Source organism: Streptomyces endophytica (assembly GCF_026153355.1).
Lineage (GTDB): Bacteria > Actinomycetota > Actinomycetes > Streptomycetales > Streptomycetaceae > Streptomyces > Streptomyces endophytica.
This window is the reverse complement of sequence record NZ_CP110636.1, coordinates 2,143,363-2,160,338: the sequence shown is the minus strand read 5'-3', so window position 1 is coordinate 2,160,338 and position 16,976 is coordinate 2,143,363. Positions and strand designations below refer to the sequence as shown.

The 16,976-nt window shown below is 73.9% G+C and carries 15 protein-coding genes and 2 pseudogenes; 10 read left to right on the top strand and 7 right to left on the bottom strand.

Annotation, left to right across the window (positions count from 1 at the left end):
* Positions 1–162 precede the first annotated feature (162 nt).
* Positions 163–1,431: an MFS transporter gene (locus tag OJ254_RS09785; RefSeq protein WP_265362028.1), complete on the bottom strand. Its 1,269-nt coding sequence runs from the start codon at positions 1,429–1,431 to the stop codon at positions 163–165.
* Between the two features lie 138 nt (positions 1,432–1,569).
* Here OJ254_RS09785 and OJ254_RS09780 point away from each other — a divergent pair, with 138 nt between their 5' ends.
* Positions 1,570–1,941: a LysR family transcriptional regulator gene (locus tag OJ254_RS09780; protein WP_265362027.1), complete on the top strand. Its 372-nt coding sequence runs from the start codon at positions 1,570–1,572 to the stop codon at positions 1,939–1,941.
* Entirely contained in the window at positions 1,881–2,573 is a 693-nt protein-coding gene (locus OJ254_RS09775) for a substrate-binding domain-containing protein (protein WP_265362026.1), read from the top strand. The genes OJ254_RS09780 and OJ254_RS09775 overlap by 61 nt, the downstream gene beginning before the upstream one ends.
* Here the strand turns inward: OJ254_RS09775 and OJ254_RS09770 are convergent.
* The 3 genes from OJ254_RS09770 to OJ254_RS09760 form a co-directional block, all read right to left on the bottom strand.
* Positions 2,478–3,977 (bottom strand): protein kinase domain-containing protein, encoded by a 1,500-nt coding sequence (locus tag OJ254_RS09770; protein WP_265362025.1) that lies wholly within the window; start codon positions 3,975–3,977, stop codon positions 2,478–2,480. The two genes, OJ254_RS09775 and OJ254_RS09770, sit on opposite strands and share 96 nt — an antisense overlap.
* Positions 3,978–4,132: 155 nt before the next feature.
* Positions 4,133–4,873 (bottom strand): PP2C family protein-serine/threonine phosphatase, encoded by a 741-nt coding sequence (locus OJ254_RS09765; protein WP_265362024.1) that lies wholly within the window; start codon positions 4,871–4,873, stop codon positions 4,133–4,135.
* A 42-nt stretch (positions 4,874–4,915) separates the two neighbouring features.
* Positions 4,916–6,064 (bottom strand): site-2 protease family protein, encoded by a 1,149-nt coding sequence (locus tag OJ254_RS09760; RefSeq protein ID WP_265362023.1) that lies wholly within the window; start codon positions 6,062–6,064, stop codon positions 4,916–4,918.
* Between the two features lie 123 nt (positions 6,065–6,187).
* Here OJ254_RS09760 and OJ254_RS09755 point away from each other — a divergent pair, with 123 nt between their 5' ends.
* Together OJ254_RS09755 and OJ254_RS09750 are read left to right on the top strand one after the other, a co-directional pair.
* Positions 6,188–6,475 carry a hypothetical protein gene (locus tag OJ254_RS09755; protein WP_265362022.1) on the top strand — a complete coding sequence of 96 codons (288 nt, stop codon included), beginning with the start codon at positions 6,188–6,190 and terminating at the stop codon, positions 6,473–6,475.
* Positions 6,476–6,731: 256 nt separating this feature from the next.
* Complete coding sequence (locus OJ254_RS09750; protein WP_265362021.1) at positions 6,732–7,145, top strand: hypothetical protein; 414 nt, start codon at positions 6,732–6,734, stop codon at positions 7,143–7,145.
* A 71-nt stretch (positions 7,146–7,216) separates the two neighbouring features.
* On the opposite strand, the gene OJ254_RS09745 is transcribed toward OJ254_RS09750, so the two are convergent.
* A complete protein-coding gene (locus OJ254_RS09745) occupies positions 7,217–7,555 on the bottom strand; it encodes a hypothetical protein (RefSeq protein ID WP_341483599.1) in 339 nt (112 codons plus the stop codon).
* 359 nt (positions 7,556–7,914) lie between these two features.
* On the opposite strand from OJ254_RS09745, the pseudogene OJ254_RS09740 reads away from it, so the two are divergent.
* The 4 genes and pseudogenes from OJ254_RS09740 to OJ254_RS09725 form a co-directional block, all read left to right on the top strand.
* A pseudogene (locus OJ254_RS09740) lies at positions 7,915–9,386 on the top strand (type III PLP-dependent enzyme domain-containing protein); the annotation flags it as partial.
* Positions 9,387–9,393: 7 nt separating this feature from the next.
* Positions 9,394–10,713 carry a pyridoxal-phosphate dependent enzyme gene (locus OJ254_RS09735; protein WP_265362019.1) on the top strand — a complete coding sequence of 440 codons (1,320 nt, stop codon included), beginning with the start codon at positions 9,394–9,396 and terminating at the stop codon, positions 10,711–10,713.
* Positions 10,714–10,717: 4 nt separating this feature from the next.
* Positions 10,718–11,920 carry an aminotransferase class V-fold PLP-dependent enzyme gene (locus OJ254_RS09730; protein ID WP_265362018.1) on the top strand — a complete coding sequence of 401 codons (1,203 nt, stop codon included), beginning with the start codon at positions 10,718–10,720 and terminating at the stop codon, positions 11,918–11,920.
* 81 nt (positions 11,921–12,001) lie between these two features.
* Complete coding sequence (locus OJ254_RS09725) at positions 12,002–12,850, top strand: class I SAM-dependent methyltransferase (protein WP_341483598.1); 849 nt, start codon at positions 12,002–12,004, stop codon at positions 12,848–12,850.
* Here the strand turns inward: OJ254_RS09725 and OJ254_RS09720 are convergent.
* Complete coding sequence (locus OJ254_RS09720) at positions 12,772–13,488, bottom strand: LysM peptidoglycan-binding domain-containing protein (protein WP_265362017.1); 717 nt, start codon at positions 13,486–13,488, stop codon at positions 12,772–12,774. The genes OJ254_RS09725 and OJ254_RS09720 overlap by 79 nt on opposite strands.
* Positions 13,489–13,529: 41 nt before the next feature.
* Entirely contained in the window at positions 13,530–14,579 is a 1,050-nt protein-coding gene (locus OJ254_RS09715) for a 4'-phosphopantetheinyl transferase family protein (RefSeq protein WP_265362016.1), read from the bottom strand.
* 326 nt (positions 14,580–14,905) lie between these two features.
* On the opposite strand from OJ254_RS09715, the gene OJ254_RS09710 reads away from it, so the two are divergent.
* Positions 14,906–16,141 (top strand): sensor histidine kinase, encoded by a 1,236-nt coding sequence (locus tag OJ254_RS09710; RefSeq protein WP_265362015.1) that lies wholly within the window; start codon positions 14,906–14,908, stop codon positions 16,139–16,141.
* A gap of 177 nt (positions 16,142–16,318) precedes the next feature.
* A pseudogene (locus OJ254_RS09705) lies at positions 16,319–16,968 on the top strand (response regulator).
* Positions 16,969–16,976: the final 8 nt, after the last annotated feature.

The following is a 16,976-nucleotide window of genomic DNA, read 5'->3' as shown; positions in this document are numbered from 1 at the left end:
TGCCCAGCTTTCAGGCGGCGCCCTGGACCACTCGCCCACCCCGGGCGAGGAAGACGACGGCGAGCAGCCCGACGGCGACGAGCACGGCGCCCGCCACAGACGGGCCGGGCAGGGTGCCGAGGACGGCGACACCGAGCGCGGAGCCCGCCTGGCGGATGCCGTTCAGGGCCCCTGGCCGGTCGCGGCGGAGTCGGGCGGCGCGGCGGCGGCCATCTCGGCGGCGGCGCCGGGGATGGACAGGGTGCCGGTGGCGGCCAGCGCGAGTTCCGCCGCGACGAGGAGGGGCAGCGGCGGGTGCGGGCCGGTGGCGCAGGCCAGCAGCACACCCGCGAGCGCGGCGGCGGACATGCCGGTCAGCAGCACCGGGCGCGCCCCGTACCGCGCCACCAGCCGCCCGGTGAAGAACGGCATCACACACACCGGGAAGGTGAGCGGCAGGACGGCCAGGCCGGCCCGCAGCGGCGGCAGCGCGTACGCGTGCTGGAGCCACACGCTGAGCGTGTACAGCCCGCCGAAGTAGGCGAAGCAGGACACCGCCGCGGCCACCATGGCGACGCGGACCCGCGGCAGGGTGAACAGTGCGGGCGGGAGGACGGGCGCGGCGGCCCGGCGCTCCCAGAGGGCCAGTACGGCGAAGGCGAGCAGTGCGGCGGCGATCGGGGCCCAGGCGGCGGGCGCGGCCCAGCCGTCGAGCCCCGACTCGACCAGCCCGAAGGTGAGCGCCCCGAGCGCGGCGGTGGAGAGCAGCAGACCGGGGCGGTCAACGGCCCGGGTGGCCCGGACGGGCGGGGCCGGCAGCCGGCGGGCCAGCAGCAGCGCGGCCAGCGCGAGCGGCGGGTTGACCAGGAAGACCAGCTGCCAGCCGCCGAGTTCGACCAGGGCGCCGCCCAGGACCGGCCCGGCGGCGGCGCCCAGGCCGCTCAGCGCGGTCCAGGCACCGATGGCACGGGTGCGGCGGGCGGGCTCCGGGTGGAGCGCGATCAGCAGGGCGAGCGAGGCGGGCACCAGCCCGGCACCGGCGGCGCCGAGCAGCGCGCGGCCGGCGATGAGCAGACCGGCGTCCGGAGCGGCGGCACAGAGCGCGGACAGCACGGCGAACGCGCCGAGCGCACCGCGGTAGAGCCGGCGGGCGCCCCAGCGGTCGGCGAACACCCCGGCGGCGAGCAGCAGTCCGGCGAAGACGACGGTGTAGGCGTCGACGGCCCAGGGCAGCGCGGCGGGCGCCGGGTGGAGGTCGTGCGCCAGGTCGGGGACGGCGACGTTGAGCACGGAGGTGTCGAGGAGGACGAGCAGGTTCCCGGCCGCGATACCGGCGAAGGCGAGCCGCGAGCGGGGCGGCGCGGACGGCGGGGCGGACGGAGAACTGCCGGTGGTCGGGGAACTGCCGGTGGTCAGGGAACTGCCGGGGGACACGGCACGGTCGGTGGACATGGCAGAACCGTCGCCCGGGGACCGTTCGGCGCGCGACGACGCAACTCCGATGGCCCCATCGGGAATTCCGATGGCCGACGGCACGGAGCCGGCCACCGCCCCCTCAGGGGCGCCTGCGGCCGGTGGCATCCTGATCGGGTGGACACTCGCTATCTGCGTGCCTTCGTCGCCGTGGCCGAGCACGGCGGGATATCCGCCGCCGCGCAGCAGCTGGGCTACGCCCAGTCGAGCGTGAGCGCCCAACTCAAGCGGCTGGAGGCGGAGCTGGGCGCGACCGTACTGACCCGCGGCGGGACGGGCGCGGCGCTCACCGACGCCGGGCGGCGACTGCTGCCGCACGCGCGCGAGGCGCTGGTGCTGGAGGACCGGATGCGCCGGGCCGCGCTCGGGGACCGCCCCGGCTGCGGATCGGTGCCCAGGAGTCGCTGGCCCACGCCTGGCTGCCGGAGGTGCTGGCGGCGCTGGAGTACGGCGCGGGCGGCCCCGGCGCGAGCGCCGACATCGAGCTGACGGTGACCAGCCGCAGCCGCCTCCACCCCGCCTTCGCCGCGGGCGAGCTGGACCTCGTCTTCCAGTACGACAACGGGGTGCGCGCGCTCGGCCCGCACGCCGTGGTGGGCCACGACCGCACCGTCCTGGCGGCCGCGCCCGGCCACCCGCTGGCCCGGCAGGACACGGTGACGGCCGGGGAGTTGCTCGGGTACGACTTCCTGGTCGCCGAGCCGGGCTGCACCTCCGAAATGCTGGTGGACCGCCTCGGCCGGGACCTGCTCGCGGGGGCCCAGCTCACGATGGTCGTGGGCTCGTTCTCCGCGCTGCTGCGGCTGACCGCGCACGGGCACGGCCTGGCCCTGCTGCCGGAACTGGCGATCGCCCGCGAGCTGGCGGCCGGCGAGCTGACCGCGCTGCGGCTGCCCGGACGCCTCCAGCCGGTCGCCATCGTCGCCCACTGGCACCCCCGCCCCGGCCTGGCCGAACCCGCCCTGCGGGCCCTGATCGACCTGGCCCGCCGGGCGGACCCGCTGCCGGACGTCGCCCGCGGAGGGTCAGGCGGCCGACCGCGTGCGGGACTTGAGGACCTGGGTGCCGATGGCGAGGGTGACGGCGAGGAGGAGGACGTAGAAGACGCCTATCTTGCGTAGGTCGTCGAGGAAGAACCAGACGGCGGTCAGGGCGGTGAACCAGAAGGCCACCAGCGCGAAGCCGCCGGCACGTTCGTCGCGGTACCCGGCGGCGAGGCACAGCGCGGCGACGACCGCGAGGAGCAGGGCGATGACGACGTAGTGGGTGTCCCAGCCCAGGTAGCCGCGGGCCAGTTCGGACCACACGGCCACCGCCTCGGCGACCGGGCCCCACACCACCGCGCAGGCGAGCCGCGCCGACCAGAGCAGGAGCACCGCACCGGCGACCGCGGCGAGCAGCGCGACGCGGGAGAACTGGCCGACCTCGATCACCTGCGAGCGGGAGATGACCAGCGACAGCACACAGCCGAGCAGCGCCACCGCGCCCTCGGCGGTGGGCCGGAAGACCACCCCGCCGGCCAGCCACCGGCGCCGCGGCCGCGGTGCCGGCTCCGGTGCGGCGGCCGGCCCGCCCGACGGGGCCGGGTCGTGCGACGGTGCCGGGCCGGCCGGTGCCCCCGCCCGCGGATCGAGCGCGGTGGGGGTCGGGACGACGGCGGGGACGGCCGCGGGTACCCGTTCGGCGGCCGGTACGGGCTCGGGGGCGGGGGCGACGGCCTCGGTCAGGGCGGTGCGCATCGCGGCGGCGCTCGGGTACCGGCCGTCGCGGTCCTTGTGCAGCGCCCGGAGGATCACCGTGTCGAGGGCGGGCGGCAGTGCCGGCCGGAGCCGGGACGGCGGGACCGGGTCCGCCGCCAGGTGCTGGTGCATGACGGAGAACGGCGAGTCCCCGGTGTACGGCGGGCGCCCGGTCAGCAGTTCGTGGAGCAGGCAGGCCACCGCGTAGAGGTCGGTGCGGTGGTCGGTCTCGGCGCCGTTGATCTGTTCCGGCGCGAGGTAGGCGGGCGTGCCGACCGCCACCCCCGTGCCGGTCAGCCGGGTGGCCACCTCGCTGAGCGCCTTGGCGATGCCGAAGTCCACGACCTTGGCGGTGCCGTTGCCGGTGAGCATCACGTTGGCGGGCTTGATGTCCCGGTGGACGATGGCGTGCCGGTGGCTGTGGTCGAGCGCGTCCAGCACCTGGCAGGTGAGGTCGACGGCCTGCGCCGGGGGCAGCGGGCCCGCGTCGAGCACCCGGCTCAGGGTGCGGCCCTCGACGTACTCCATCACCAGATAGGGCTCGGTGGACCCGTCCGCGGTGTCCTCGCCGACGTCGTGCACGGTGGCCACACCGGGGTGGTTGAGCGCGGCCGCGGCCCGCGCCTCGCGCTGGAACCGGCTCAGGAACTCCGGCTGCCGCGCCAGCTCGGCGGAGAGCGTCTTGACCGCGACGGTGCGGCGCAGCCGGTGGTCGACGGCCCGGTGGACGGTCCCCATCCCGCCCTGCCCGAGCTGTTCCACCAGCTCGTAACGCTGCCCCAACATCCTGCGCTCCACCGGGTTCCTCCACGGACCGTCACCGTTTGCACCACGGCCGAAGACGTCACCGGGCGGGGGCGGGTTCCGTGCGGGGAGGGCGTGTGGGATCCCCCACTGCGCCCCGCGGTGGCCTGGGGTGGTCCGGGGCGCCGCCGGGACCGTCACTCCCCGATGCCGATCAGCGCCAGCGTGATGTTGTCCGGCCCACCGGCCTCGATGGCGGTCTTCCACAATTCGAAGGCGGCCCGGCCGGTGTCGTGGGCGCGCAGGAGGTCGCCGAGGGCGGATTCGGGGACCGGGTCGGTCAGGCCGTCGGTGCACACCAGGTAGCGGTCGAGCGGGGTGAGCGGGGCGGTGGTGACGTGCGGGGTGATCTCGTTGTACGTACGGGTGCCGCCGAGCGCCTGGGTGACCAGGGAGGTGGTGCGGTGGCCCGGGGCGAGCGGCGGGCTGTCGTCCACGCTCATCCGGTGCAGGCCCTCCTCGGTCACGGACAGCACCCGGCTGTCGCCGACGTTGAACACCACCAGGGACTCGCGCAGCACCACCGCACCGGCGACCGTCGTGCCCATGGTGCTCAGCTCCGGATCGCGCCCGGCGGCCGCGTACACCGCCCGGTTGCAGACGTCCAGGGCCTCCCGGACCGCCTGCTCGCTGCCGAGCCCGGGGCCGACCGCGGCCAGTTGCCGGACGGTCAGCGCACTGGCCACCTCGCCGGCCGGCTGGCCGCCGATGCCGTCGGCGACCGCGACCACGAGCGGGGTGCCCAGCGGGAACACCAGCGTCTGCGGGTTCTCGGTCACCGTGCCGCACAGCGTCCACGGCCCGGCCACCAGGCTGTCCTCGTTGTGGTCGCGCAGCAGCCCGGGATGGCTGAGGGCGGTGACGGTGATGTACGGCATGGCGGGTCCCGTCTCTCTCCGGCCGGCGCGGGCCGGCCGTGGTCAGCCCTGGCCGCCGCTGCCGCTGCCGCTGCCGTCCAGCGTGCGGCGCCGCAGGAGCCGGGTGATGTCCTTGGCGGTGACGATCCCGACGAGGTGGCCGCCGTCGACGACCAGGATGCGCGGGCCGGTGCGCAGCCCGATCCGGTCGATCGCCTCGCCGAGCTCCTCGTCCGGGGCGGCGACCGCGCACTGCGACAGCGGCACCGCCACCTCGCGCACCCGCAGCGTCTCCCGCTCGGCCGGCGGTACGGCCGCCAGCCGGCGCAGCTGGACGAGCCCGCTGGGGCGGCCCTCGAAGTCCAGCAGCGGCAGCGCGGAGTGGTGCGCGGGCACGGCCACCTCGTCGATGAACCGCTGGACGCTCAGCCAGTCGGCGCCGCTGGTCACCGGGGCCGTCATGGCGTCGGCGACCCGCAGGCCCCGCAGCTCGGTGTGGAGCGCGGCGCGGCGGTGTTCCGCGCCGGCCACGACCATCACGAAGAGCCCGACGAAGACGATCCACAGGCCGCCCGGCGCCCCGCGCAGCACCGAGATCCAGCCGCCGGCCACCAGCAGGACGGCGAGCACCTGGCCGCTCCGGGAGGCCGCCAGGTCGGCCCGCTCGCGGTCCCCGGTCCGCCACCACAGGACGGCCTGGACGACCCGCCCGCCGTCGAGCGGTACGGCCGGCAGCAGGTTGAAGACGCCGAGGAAGAGGTTGGCCCAGCCGAGCCACATCAGCACCACCGCGGGCACCTCGGCCCAGCCGGTGAGCTGGGCCAGCCCGATGCCGGCGCCGAGCGCGGCGCCGCCGATGAGCAGGCTGGTGAGCGGGCCGCTGACGGCGACCGCGAAGGCCGCGGCGGCGGTCTGCGGCCGGCCCATCCGGGTCATCCCGCCCAGCGCCCACAGCGTCACGTCCTCGACGGAGATCTGCTTCCGGCGGGCGGTCGCGGCATGGGCGGTCTCGTGCAGCAGCAGGCTGCCGGTGAGCAGCGCGGCACCGACGACCCCGGCGAGGGCGTAGACCGCCTCCGGCCGGCCCGGGGTCCAGGCGGGCAGGGCCTGCCGGCCGAGTCCGTAGGCGAACATCACCACCAGCAGGGGCACGCTCCAGTGCATCCGCAGCGGTACCCCGGCAACCTGTCCGACACGCACCGAGCCGTTCATCGCCGTCTCCCACGCCCATTGTCGCTCGCGGGCCGGGTTCTCCGCTGGACAGGCGTCCTACGCTGGTCATACGGCCGCGATCGCGGTCGCACCGTCCGTACCGGGCTCTGCCGGAGGTGCGCCATGGGGCACAGCCACCACTTCCACCTTGATCAGGGGGGCCACTCGATCACCGTGAACGTCGGTCCCGGCCGGGACGGGGAGGTCGAGCTCCTCGTCGACGGCAAGGTCGTCGCCTACCGCAAACACCACGCGCCGGGGATGAACGTGCTGAGCGGTGAGCTGCCCGACGAACCCGTCCACCCGTTCCGGGTCCTGCTGCGGCAGCCGCACCTGGTTCCGTCCATGCCGCGCTGCACGCTGGAGCTGGACGGGGTCAAGCAGCCGATGCCGGAGCGGCTGGTGCTCTGAGCCGGGGTGCGCGGCCGCGGGCCGTCCCGGGGCCGCGCCGGCCCGATGCCGGGGGTGCGCCGTGGGGCGTTCCGGGACGAGGCCGGTCCCGGGGACGGTCCGTCCCTAACGGCAGCGCCCCTGCCCGAGTTGTTGGGCCACCCGGCTGATTCTGGCCGACGAGCGTTTTACCTCCTGCGGGTTGAAGGGGGATGCGGACCGGCGGGCGCAGCACGATACGTCTGGCATCGGAACGATGAACAGGCGAGGGAGCATCGTGAGAAGACTTGCGCAGGCGGGCACCGTCATCGGAGCATGCGGGCTGGTGCTGCTCAGCACCAACACCGCCCAGGCCGTGACCATTCCGGGCGAATCACTGCTGTCGGCGGCGGTCGGGGCCGACCTCGGCACCGTCACCGGCATGATTTCGGGCGTGGTGTGCAACAACCGCTTGGCCGATTTCCACTACAAGTCCCCCAGGATCAACTCGCCGTCGCCGCAGCCCTGCATCAACGGTCCTGTCCACAGCGGCAACAGCGTGCACAGCGGCAACTTCATCAACCACGGCAACCCGAACCACAGCGGCAACTTCGCGAACACCAACGGCTCGACCAACAGCTCCAACCTGGTCAGCGGCGCCCAGCAGGGCAGCGGCAACACCGTCCAGAAGATCCTCAAGCTGCATCCCTGACCCGTCCGCACCTCACACAGCGGCCCCGCTTCCCGGTACGAACCGGGAAGCGGGGCCGCCGCAGTTGGCCGTCAGATCTTGGTCGATCCGGGGCCGTTGTGCTGGATGTCGTTGCCGGTGTGGTTCTCGGCACCCGTCGTGCCACCACTGTCGACGTTCGTGTTGCCGTTGCTGTTGGTCGGGCTGCCGCTGTCGCTGTTGTTGCCGGACATGTGGACGTTCTGCGAGTTCTTCGTATTACCGGAGTTGACCGGTCCGTTGACGCAGACCCGGGCCCGCGGCGAGCAGCGGATGATGGAGTGGAAGGAGGCCCAGACGTCGCTGTCGATCACGTTGCCGCCCGTTCCGAACCCCCCGTACCCGCCGTCCCAGGCCAGGGCGGGGCTGACCCCGCCGGCGGCCAGGAGCATGCCGCAAGCTCCTGCGATCACGATGCTGACGCGTGTTCTCTTCTTCACTGTGCGCTCCTGCACTTCGCGATGGATGAACCCGCGGTCTTGCTACCGGGCGGGCCCGCCTGCACCAAGCCTGTGCAACGGCCCGTCCCTCTCATTCACCCTCTCCGACCACTGGATTCACCGTGACGGCCCTCGCTTTCCGGCATCCCTGGTGGGCCGTTGCTCCCCGGCACAACCCGGCCACGGTGCCCGCGCGCCGGCCGGATCCGTCTCCCCGCCGCCGGGTAAACGGCCCGGCGAATGGAAAGGGTCATAGGGCCCAGGTCGAACTGGGATCCGTCTCGTTCCTCGCCGGGGAGGGAAGTTCCGGGATGCACGGTGCCCCTCTTCACCTGGTACCGCGCCTGGAGCCGCCGCTGTCGTCGTTGCTGTCCGAGCCGGGCCTGCTGCACGCCCTCGTCGACGGCCTCGGCTCCCCGCTCAACGTCGTCCTGCCGGAGCGGATCGCCACGAACGTCGGCCGGTTCCGCGCCGCCCACCGCCGGCACGGCCTCGGCGGCCAGGTGTTCTTCGCACACAAGACGAACCGCTCGCAGGCCCTGGTCCGGCGGCTGGCGGCGACCGACGCCGGCATCGACGTGGCGTCGCTGGACGAGCTCCGGCACGCCCTCGGCGCCGGGTTCGCGCCGGAGCGGATCCTGGCGACCGGCCCCAAGGACCCGGCGTTCCGCTGGCTCGCCGCCCTGTCCGGCGTCCTGGTCGGTGTGGACGGCGAGGAGGAACTGACCGGCCTGGCCGCCCTCGTACGCGCCCGCGGCCTGCCCCGATTACGCATCCTGCTGCGGCTGTCGGGGTTCGAGTCGGCGTCCGGGGTCACGGTCCGCTCGCGGCCGAGCCGGTTCGGGACGCCGGTACGGGCGCTCAAGGGCCTGCTGGACGCGGTCGACCGCCACCAGGACGCCGTCGAACCGGTCGGCGTCGCCTACCACCTGGACACCACCAGCCTGGACGAGAAGGCCATCGCGCTGGAGGGCTGCCTGACGGCACTGGATGCCCTGCGCCGCCGCGGGCACCGGCCCCGCGCGCTCGACGTCGGCGGCGGCTTCGGCGTCAACTACCTCGCGGACGGGGCCGCTTGGGACCGCTACACCACCGCGCTCACCGAGGCCGTGCTCGGCATCCGCCCGCCGCTGACCTGGGGCGGGCACGGATACGGCCTGCGCGCCGAGGGCGGCACCCTGCGCGGTGCGCTCGGCCTCTACCCGGCGTACCGCCCGGTCGCCGGGCCTGCCTACCTCGACGCGCTGCTGGCCCGCCCGGCCGCGGGCCTGGGCGGCCGCCCGCTGGGCACGCTGCTGCTGGAGAACCTCTACGACCTCTACAGCGAGCCGGGCCGGGCGCTGGCCGACCAGTGCGGGCTGTCCCTGGCCCGGGTGCTGGAGGTGCGGGAGCACGGCGACGGCCCCCGCTCGTGCGGCTGGCGATGACCGCGGGCGACGTCGGGCTGGAGGAGCACGGCGTCCTGATGGACCCGGTGGTCGTCCCGCGTACCCCGGCCGAGGGGAACGGCCGGGGCGGTGCGGGGCCCGCGTACCCGGTCCATCTCACCGGCGGCCTGTGCCTGGAGACCGATCTGATCACCCGCCGGACCGTCTTCCTGCCCCGGCCGCCCCGGCCGGGCGATCTGCTCGCCTTCGCCAACACCGCCGGCTACTGCATGGACTTCCACGCCACCCGCGCGCAGGGGCAGCCCCTCGCGCGCAAGGTCGCCGCCTGGGAGGAGGGCGGCACCTGGCGGTGGTGCCTCGACGAGCAGTACTGGCCGCTCACACCTCCTGGGGACTCACGGCATGAGGTACGACAGCATCACCGACGCCATCGGCAACACCCCGTTGGTACGCATCGACCCGGCCGTGCACGGCCTGCGCCACATCGACCTCTACGCGAAGCTGGAGATGCTCAACCCGTTCGGCTCGGTCAAGGACCGGGCGGCCTGGCACATGGCCCGCCCCGGCCTGCCCGGCGCGGTCGAGCGGGACGCCACGCTCGTCGAGCTGTCCAGCGGCAACACCGCCAAGGCCCTGGCCGTGATCGCGGGCATGCACGGGCTGTCGTTCAAGAGCGTCACCAACCGCATGCGGGTGCCGGAGATCAAGGAGCTGCTGCTGTTGCTCGGCGCGCGGATCGAGGAGCTGCCGGGCCGGACCGAGTGCCTGGACCCGACCGACACCGAGGACCCGCTGACCCTCTTCCACCAGGAGCTGGCCCGGCCGGGCGGGACGAGCCTGCACACCGACCAGTACTTCAACGCCCGCAACACCGAGGCCCATGCGACCGGCACCGGCCCGGAGATCCTCGCCGACCTGGACGGGCGCGCCCCGGACTGGTTCATCGCCTGTGTGGGCACCGCCGGCTCGTCCACCGGCGTCGCCCGGGCCCTGCGCGCGCACGACCCGGCGGTCCGGGTCATCGGCCTGGTCGGCCAGAAGTCGGACTTCATACCGGGCATCCGGACCCTCGACGAGGTGCACGAGGTCGGGCTGTTCGACCCGGCCACGTACGACGCGATCGAGGCGGTGAGCGCGGACGAGGCGATCGACGGGATGCTCACGCTCAACCGCCGCTGCGGTCTGCTCGCCGGGCCCACGGGCGGCGCCGCGTACCACGGCACGGTGCGCCATCTCCGGCCGCTGGACGACGGGTTGACCGAGCGCGCCACCGCGGTCTTCATCGTCTGCGACCGGGTCGAGAGCTACCTCAGCTACGTCCGCGACCGCCGCCCCGAGCTGCTCGGCCGGCCGCCGGTGACGAACTCCGTCGCCACCCTCACCGACGCCGAGGTCAGCGCGGCCACCGTCATCGAGGTCGCCGACGCACAGAAGTGGCTCGCGGCCGAGCGCCCGCTGGTCGTCGATCTGCGCGGCCCGTTCGCGTACGCCGCGCTGCACATCGACGGCTCGATCAACATCGTCGACGAGCTCTTCGACGAACTCGTCCGCGGCGGGCTGCCGTTCAGCACCCGGCAGCCGGTGCTGCTGGCGTGCCCGGTCGGCGAGAAGTCCCGGAGCTACGCGGCGCTGCTGACGCGGATGGGCCATCCCGACGTCCGCAGCCTGGCCGGCGGCATCATCGCCTGGCGCGACGCGGGCGCCCCGCTGGTACGGGACTGACGCGGTGGCCCCCGCGGACGACGTGGCCGCGCTGCGGTCCTGGCAGCGCCCGTTGCGCGAGCAGTTCCCGATCATCACCGCCCACCCGGAGCTGGCCTACCTCGACAGCGCGGCCACCACCCAGAAGCCGCGGGCCGTCCTGGACGCCGTGCACACCTACCTCACGACCTCCAACGCCAACGCCGGCCGGGGCACCTATCCCTGGGCCAACGCCACCACGGCCCTGGTGACGCGGACCCGGGACCGCGTGACGGAGTTCCTGCACGACCCCGCCCCGGACCGCTCCACCGTCCACTTCACCGGCGGCACCACCGAGGGCCTGCGCACCGTCGCCCGGGACTGGCTGGCCACCTGGCTCACCGACGGCGACGAGATCGTCGTCCCCTTCGCGGACCACCAGGCCAACCTCGCCCCCTGGCTGGAGGCGCAGGCGCTGCTGGCCGCCCGCGGTCTGCGCATCGAGGTCCGCGCCCTGCCGTACCAGGACGGATCCGGTGACTACGACCCCGCCGCGCTCGCCGCGCTGGTCGGCCCGCGCACCCGTTTCCTCGCCGCGACCCATGTGCACCACGTCTACGGCGCCGACATGAACGTCCACCGCCTCCGCGCGGCGGTCGGCCCCGAGGTGCCGATCTGCCTCGACGCCGCCCAGAGCATCGGCCACCTCCCGGTCTCGGTGGCCGACCTCGACGTGGACTTCGTCGTCTTCTCCGGGCACAAGGCGCTGGCCCCGCCCGGCACCGGCGCGATCTGGTCCCGCGGGCTGCGCGGCCCCGCCTTCCGCCCCGGCGGCTGGCAGGGCACCCCCAACACCGCCGGGATCGCCGGACTGGCGGCGGCCCTGGACTGGCTGGACGCGGCGGGCCCGGACCGGATCGAGCGCTGGACGGTGGCGCTGACCACCCGGCTCACCGACGGCCTGAGCCGGCTGCCCGCGTACGAGGTCCTCGGCTGCCGGGCCAGCCTGTCCGCCGCCTCCCCGGTGCAGCGGCGGCGCAGCCTGGTGACCTTCCGCCACCACGCGATCAGCTCCCAGGACCTCGGCTTCATCCTCTACAGCCACGGCTTCATGGTCCGCTGTGACCACCACTGCCAGGCCGGCGCGGCCACCGGTGCGACGGACGGCTCCGTAAGGGTGAGCCTGCACCTCCACAACACCCCTGAAGAGATCGATGCGCTACTCTCCACCCTCACCAATCTACAATGATTTTCACTACCATTGACGGGTCGCGGCCTTCCCCCGGGCGCGCGCCCGGACCCGGGTGGAACGGCAGAGGTGCACGGCGGAATGAGCGTCAGCATGGCGACGGCCGCACACTGGGTGCGGCGCTGGGAGGACCAGCAGCAGCGGTACGCGATCGACCGGGACGAACGGCTCACGGTCATCGCCGACGTCGTCGAGCACGCCACCGCCGGCCACGCCCAACCCCTGGTCGTCGACCTCGGCTGCGGCCCGGGCGCGCTGGCCGCCCGGCTCACCGACCGGCTGCCGCACGCCGAGGTCCTGGCCGTCGACGCCGACCCCCTCCTCCTCGCGCTCGGCCGCTCCCACTACGGCACCGCCACCCGCTACGTCGAGGCCGTCATCGGCCGCCCCGGCTGGCTCGACGCCCTCGCGCTGGCCCGCCCCCTGGACGCCGCCGTCTCCACCACCGCCCTGCACTACCTCGACGAGCGCGCCCTGCGCCGGGTCTACCGGGACCTCGCGGCCGTGCTCCGCCCCGGCGGCGTCCTCGTCAACGGCGACCACCTCCGCCCGGACGCCCACAAGATCTCCGAGCTCGCCCGGGCCGTCGGCCGCCGCCGCGCCCGGCGCCAGCGCGTACTGCACCACGAGGACTGGGAATCCTGGTGGGCCGCCGCCGGCACCGACCCGGAACTCGCCGACCTGCTCGCCGAGCGCCGCAGCCGCCCGCTGCCCGCCAGCGAGGGCGAACACCTCACCCTCCCGCCACCTCACCCTGCTCCACGAGGCCGGCTTCGACCAGGCCGGCCCGGTCTGGCAGTTCGGCGACAGCCACGTACTGGTGGCGGTGCGCTGAGCTCGCGGGAGGTCCGCTACGCCCGCAGGCGCAGCCGCTGGCCCGGGAAGATGTGGTCCGGGCCGTGCGGGAGCCGGTGCTGGTTGAGCTCGTAGAGGGCCTGGGTGCCACCGGGGACGTGGTTCCGCTCGGCGATGACGGAGAGGCAGTCACCGGTGCGGACGACGTAGGTCGCGCGGTTGGGGTGGTGGTACGCCGCGGCGCGGACGGAGGGGTGGAGCCCGGTCGACGGGGCCTCCTGGACCAACTGGTCGGCGTCGGCGGGCGGTTGCTGCGCCGGGTCCGTTGTCTGCGGGGGCGGGGCGGAGGTCCGCTGGGCCGGCTGGTCCGGGGCGGCGGCCGGTGGGGCCTGCTGGCCCGGGGAGGTGGCCCTGGGGGACTGCTGGGTGTAGCCGCAGCGCGGCCAGGCGGAGAGGCCGCGGTCGCGGACGATGCGCCGGCCGACGGCGATCTGCTCGGAGCGGGTGGCCAGGTCGGCCCGCGGGGCGTAGCGCCGGCCGCCGTAGGCGCGCCAGGTGGCGGGGTCGATCTGCAGGCCGCCGTGGTAGCCGTTGCCGGTGTTGATGTGCCAGCGGCCGCTGCTCTCGCAGTCGGCGATCCGCTCCCAGTCGGGCACCGGCCCGGACGGCCCGGCCGCGGCGGACCGGTGCGCGGCGAGGCCGACGACGGCCAGCACGGCGAGCAGCACGGACAGGACCGTGTGGGCGGACCGCTTGGCGAGGGGCGACGGCATCACGGGATTCCTCCGCTGTGCTCCGGCGGCGCCGTGACGCGCTACTCGCCACGGCCGGTGGGCACGCACCAAGTAACCCGGCGATATGGTTTTCGGCCTGTCCGGGGGGTACGACATGCGCGAGTTTCACCCCGGTGGTCCATTGCCCGGTGCCGGTGCCGTAGTGGTCCCTTACGGTGCCGCCGCCCACGCCCGCCCCCGTTATGGCCCGAATTCCGGCCAATGGCGGGAATTCCCCGCCGACCGGATTCCCGGCCCGGATGTGGGAACGGGCATTCAGCTGACCGAATAGGCGAAGGAAGGGGCGAGCGGGAGCGGTTCCGGGTCGCCACCGCGAACTCGTAGGAGGGGGAGAAGGTGAAGTTCCGTACCGAAACCGGAACGTCGCAGCCGTAGGGGCCGGGCACGGTGACCGTGCCGTGGTCCGCCGGGAAGCCCGCCTCGATGCGCTCCGGAGCGCTGGACAGCCCCCCGCCGGCGGCCTGCATGGCGGCGTCCTTGCGGACCCAGAAGCGGGTGATCATCCGCTCCCGCTCGGTCTCCGGGAAGCGGTCCGCGGCGCGCAGTTCCCGGGCGGTCAGCACCTCGTACGGGGTGTGCGGCGGCGGACTCCCGCGCCGCACCGACTCCACCGAGAAGCCCATCTGCCGGGCGTCCTCCCCGCAGGCCACGACCAGCAGGCCGCGCGTTCCGTACAGCTCCCAGTAGGAGGCCTCGGCCATCGCGGTGCTCACCCGGGCGGGGAGCCCGGACAGCAGCCAGCGGCGCGAGGCGTCGTCGAGGGTGGCCGCGGAATGGCCGTTGAGGCCCAGACAGCTGTCCGGGGACAGCGCACTGCCCGAGCCGCGGAGGGCGGAGGACGAGCCGGCGGAGGAGGGGGCGGACGGCAGGTACGACAGGGAGGGGGAGGGGGAGGGGACGAGAGCGGACGGGGACGACGGGGAGGGGCCGTCCTCGCCGATCGGGACGATGAATATGGGGACGGGGGCGAGGGGCGCCAGGCGGGGCCGGGCGGGGTGGTGCGGGCGGCCGGGGACGTCCTGGTCAAGGTATCCCGGACAGAGTTCGAGAAGAGCGGCGTTCGTTTCCACGTACTTTCCGTCCTCCACTGGTGAGCGGTGCCAAGACTGCCCTGGGTGAGTGGCAGCCCGTCAAACAGCTGGAGTCTCCCCCTATTCCACCTACATCGATCGATACAGACAGCCCAAGGTTTGCAGATCCTCCGGATCCTTCGAGTCATCCCTCTTGCTGATGTCCGGCTACATACTTCGATGTACGGGAGACCGACCCAAATTCGGGCGCCAGGGCCAGGAGAACGGGCAACGCCCGGAAGTACTGTCCTCGTGTGTGGTTACGTCTTTTCAGAGGTACGAACGCGCGCCGCCCTCCCCTGCCGCTCCGTGACCTCAGACTGGCCGTGGGCTTCTTCGCCGCCTGTCTGATTCTCTACGTCCTGGGCGGGTCCCGGGTCATGGGCGACATCCCCGTCTGGCAGGCCGTCCTGCCGGTCGTCGTGCTGTGCACCGCGAGCGCGTTCCGCAGCACCCTGCCGACGGCCGCGGTCTCGGTCGGCACCGTCACCGTCCTCGTGGAGATGACGTCGAGCGGCGGCCTCGGCCCGGTCCTGGTCTACACCGACCTGCTCTACGCCGCGGCGCTGTACGGCGCGCCCTGGCTGTGCCGGGTGCTGCAGTTCGGGACGGTCGCGGTCACCATCGCCACCACCATCACCCTGATCGCCATCAGCGACCGTTCCGAGGGCGTGACCACCGGCGTCATCGTCGCGATGCTGCTCATCTCCCCCGTGTGGACCGGCATCCTGATACGCAACCACAAGGAGCGCGCCGACGCCGAGCGGGAGCGCGCCGCACAGATCAACCGGCTCGCTGAACTGGACCGCAAGACCATCCTGCAGACCGAACGCACCCGGATGGCCCGCGAGTTGCACGACCTGGTGGCCAACCACCTCAGCGCGATCGCCATCCACTCCAGCGCGGTGCTCTCCCTGACCGAGGCCCGGCGGGACCGGAACGGCGAAGCCGGATCCGCCGACTCCGCCGGATCCACCGAATCCGCCGGGTCGGCCGACTCCGGGGAGGACGACCCGGTTCTGCGCGCCCTGGCCGTCATCCGGGAGAACAGCGTGCAGGGACTGGCCGAAATGCGTCGCATGGTGGTGCTGCTCCGCTCCGACCGGGGCGTCGACGACGACTGGGACCGGCCGCAGCTCAACGCCCTGGGCGCACTGGTCGAACAGGCCCGCCCGGCCGCCGACGCCGCCGCGCTGACCCTCCACACCGAGTTCCCCGAGACCTTCCCCGAGGTCTCGTCGGTGATCGAGGTGACCGCGTACCGCATCGTGCAGGAGGCACTGACCAACGTCCTCAAACACGCCTCGTCGGGCCGGGTGCGGATCCGCTGCGAGGCCGGCACCGAACGGCTGACCATCTCGGTGGACAGCCCGCTGGCCCTGCCCGACGTCCGCGCCCGGCAGCGCCCGGTGGCCCAGCTGACCACCGGCGCGGGCGCCGGGCTGACCGGGATGTCCGAGCGGGCCGCCCTGGTCGGCGGCATCTTCGACGCGGGACCCGACCGCACCGCCCCGGGACGCTGGCGGGTACGTGCGGTGCTCCCCCTGACCCAGAACACCTAACGAACCGGAACGGGGGCGACGACGAGAGGCCCAGCGGCCGAGAGGCGGACCAACGTGAACGAATCGGTGCAGGCATTACCGGCACGGCGAGCCATACGGGAGGACCTGGTGCAGGACACGGCGGCGGACGGGCGGACGGAGCAGCCGGCGGAGCAACCGTCCGAACGGCCCCCGCACATCCGGGTCCTGGTGGCCGACGACCAGGCCGCCGTCCGGTCCGGCCTGGTCCTCGTCCTGCAGACCGACCCCGGCATCACCGTCGTCGGCGAGGCCGGCGACGGCGAGGCGGCGGTCCGCATGGCCGACGAGCTGCGCCCCGACGTGGTCCTGATGGACATCCAGATGCCCTGCTCAACGGGGTCGCCGCGACCCGCCTGATCGTCGAACGGCAACTCGCCGAGGTCCTCGTGCTGACCACCTTCGACATCGACGAGTACATCTTCGGCGCCCTGCGCGCCGGCGCGGGCGGCTTCATCCTCAAGAACGCCGAGCCGACCGTCCTGGTCGGCGCCGTACGCGAGGTCGCCCACGGCGAGGGCTTCCTCACCCCGGCCATCGCCCGCCGCCTGATCACCGAATTCGCCCACCGCCCCCCGTCGGCCCGCCCGGCCCTGCCGCACGGCACCACCCAGGCCCTCGACACCCTCACCAAACGCGAACGCGAAGTCCTCGCCTGCATCGCCCGCGGCCTCCCCAACAGCGCCATCGCCGCATCCCTCAACCTCGCCGAGGGCACGGTGAAGACCCACACCAGCCGCATCCTGTCGAAGCTGAACCTGCGCAGCCGGGTGCAGGCGGCGATCCTGGCGCAGCAGCAGGGGATCTAGTCCGGCGG

What these genes read in the sequence shown, in the direction of transcription:
- OJ254_RS09785 (WP_265362028.1), bottom strand. Translation starts at nt 1,431, where the DNA reads ATGTCCACCGACCGTGCCGTGTCCCCCGGCAGTTCCCTGACCACCGGC.
- OJ254_RS09770 (WP_265362025.1), bottom strand. Translation starts at nt 3,977, where the DNA reads ATGTTGGGGCAGCGTTACGAGCTGGTGGAACAGCTCGGGCAGGGCGGG.
- OJ254_RS09765 (WP_265362024.1), bottom strand. Translation starts at nt 4,873, where the DNA reads ATGCCGTACATCACCGTCACCGCCCTCAGCCATCCCGGGCTGCTGCGC.
- OJ254_RS09760 (WP_265362023.1), bottom strand. Translation starts at nt 6,064, where the DNA reads ATGAACGGCTCGGTGCGTGTCGGACAGGTTGCCGGGGTACCGCTGCGG.
- OJ254_RS09755 (WP_265362022.1), top strand. Translation starts at nt 6,188, where the DNA reads ATGGGGCACAGCCACCACTTCCACCTTGATCAGGGGGGCCACTCGATC.
- OJ254_RS09745 (WP_341483599.1), bottom strand. Translation starts at nt 7,555, where the DNA reads ATGCTCCTGGCCGCCGGCGGGGTCAGCCCCGCCCTGGCCTGGGACGGC.
- OJ254_RS09735 (WP_265362019.1), top strand. Translation starts at nt 9,394, where the DNA reads ATGAGGTACGACAGCATCACCGACGCCATCGGCAACACCCCGTTGGTA.
- OJ254_RS09725 (WP_341483598.1), top strand. Translation starts at nt 12,002, where the DNA reads ATGAGCGTCAGCATGGCGACGGCCGCACACTGGGTGCGGCGCTGGGAG.
- OJ254_RS09720 (WP_265362017.1), bottom strand. Translation starts at nt 13,488, where the DNA reads ATGCCGTCGCCCCTCGCCAAGCGGTCCGCCCACACGGTCCTGTCCGTG.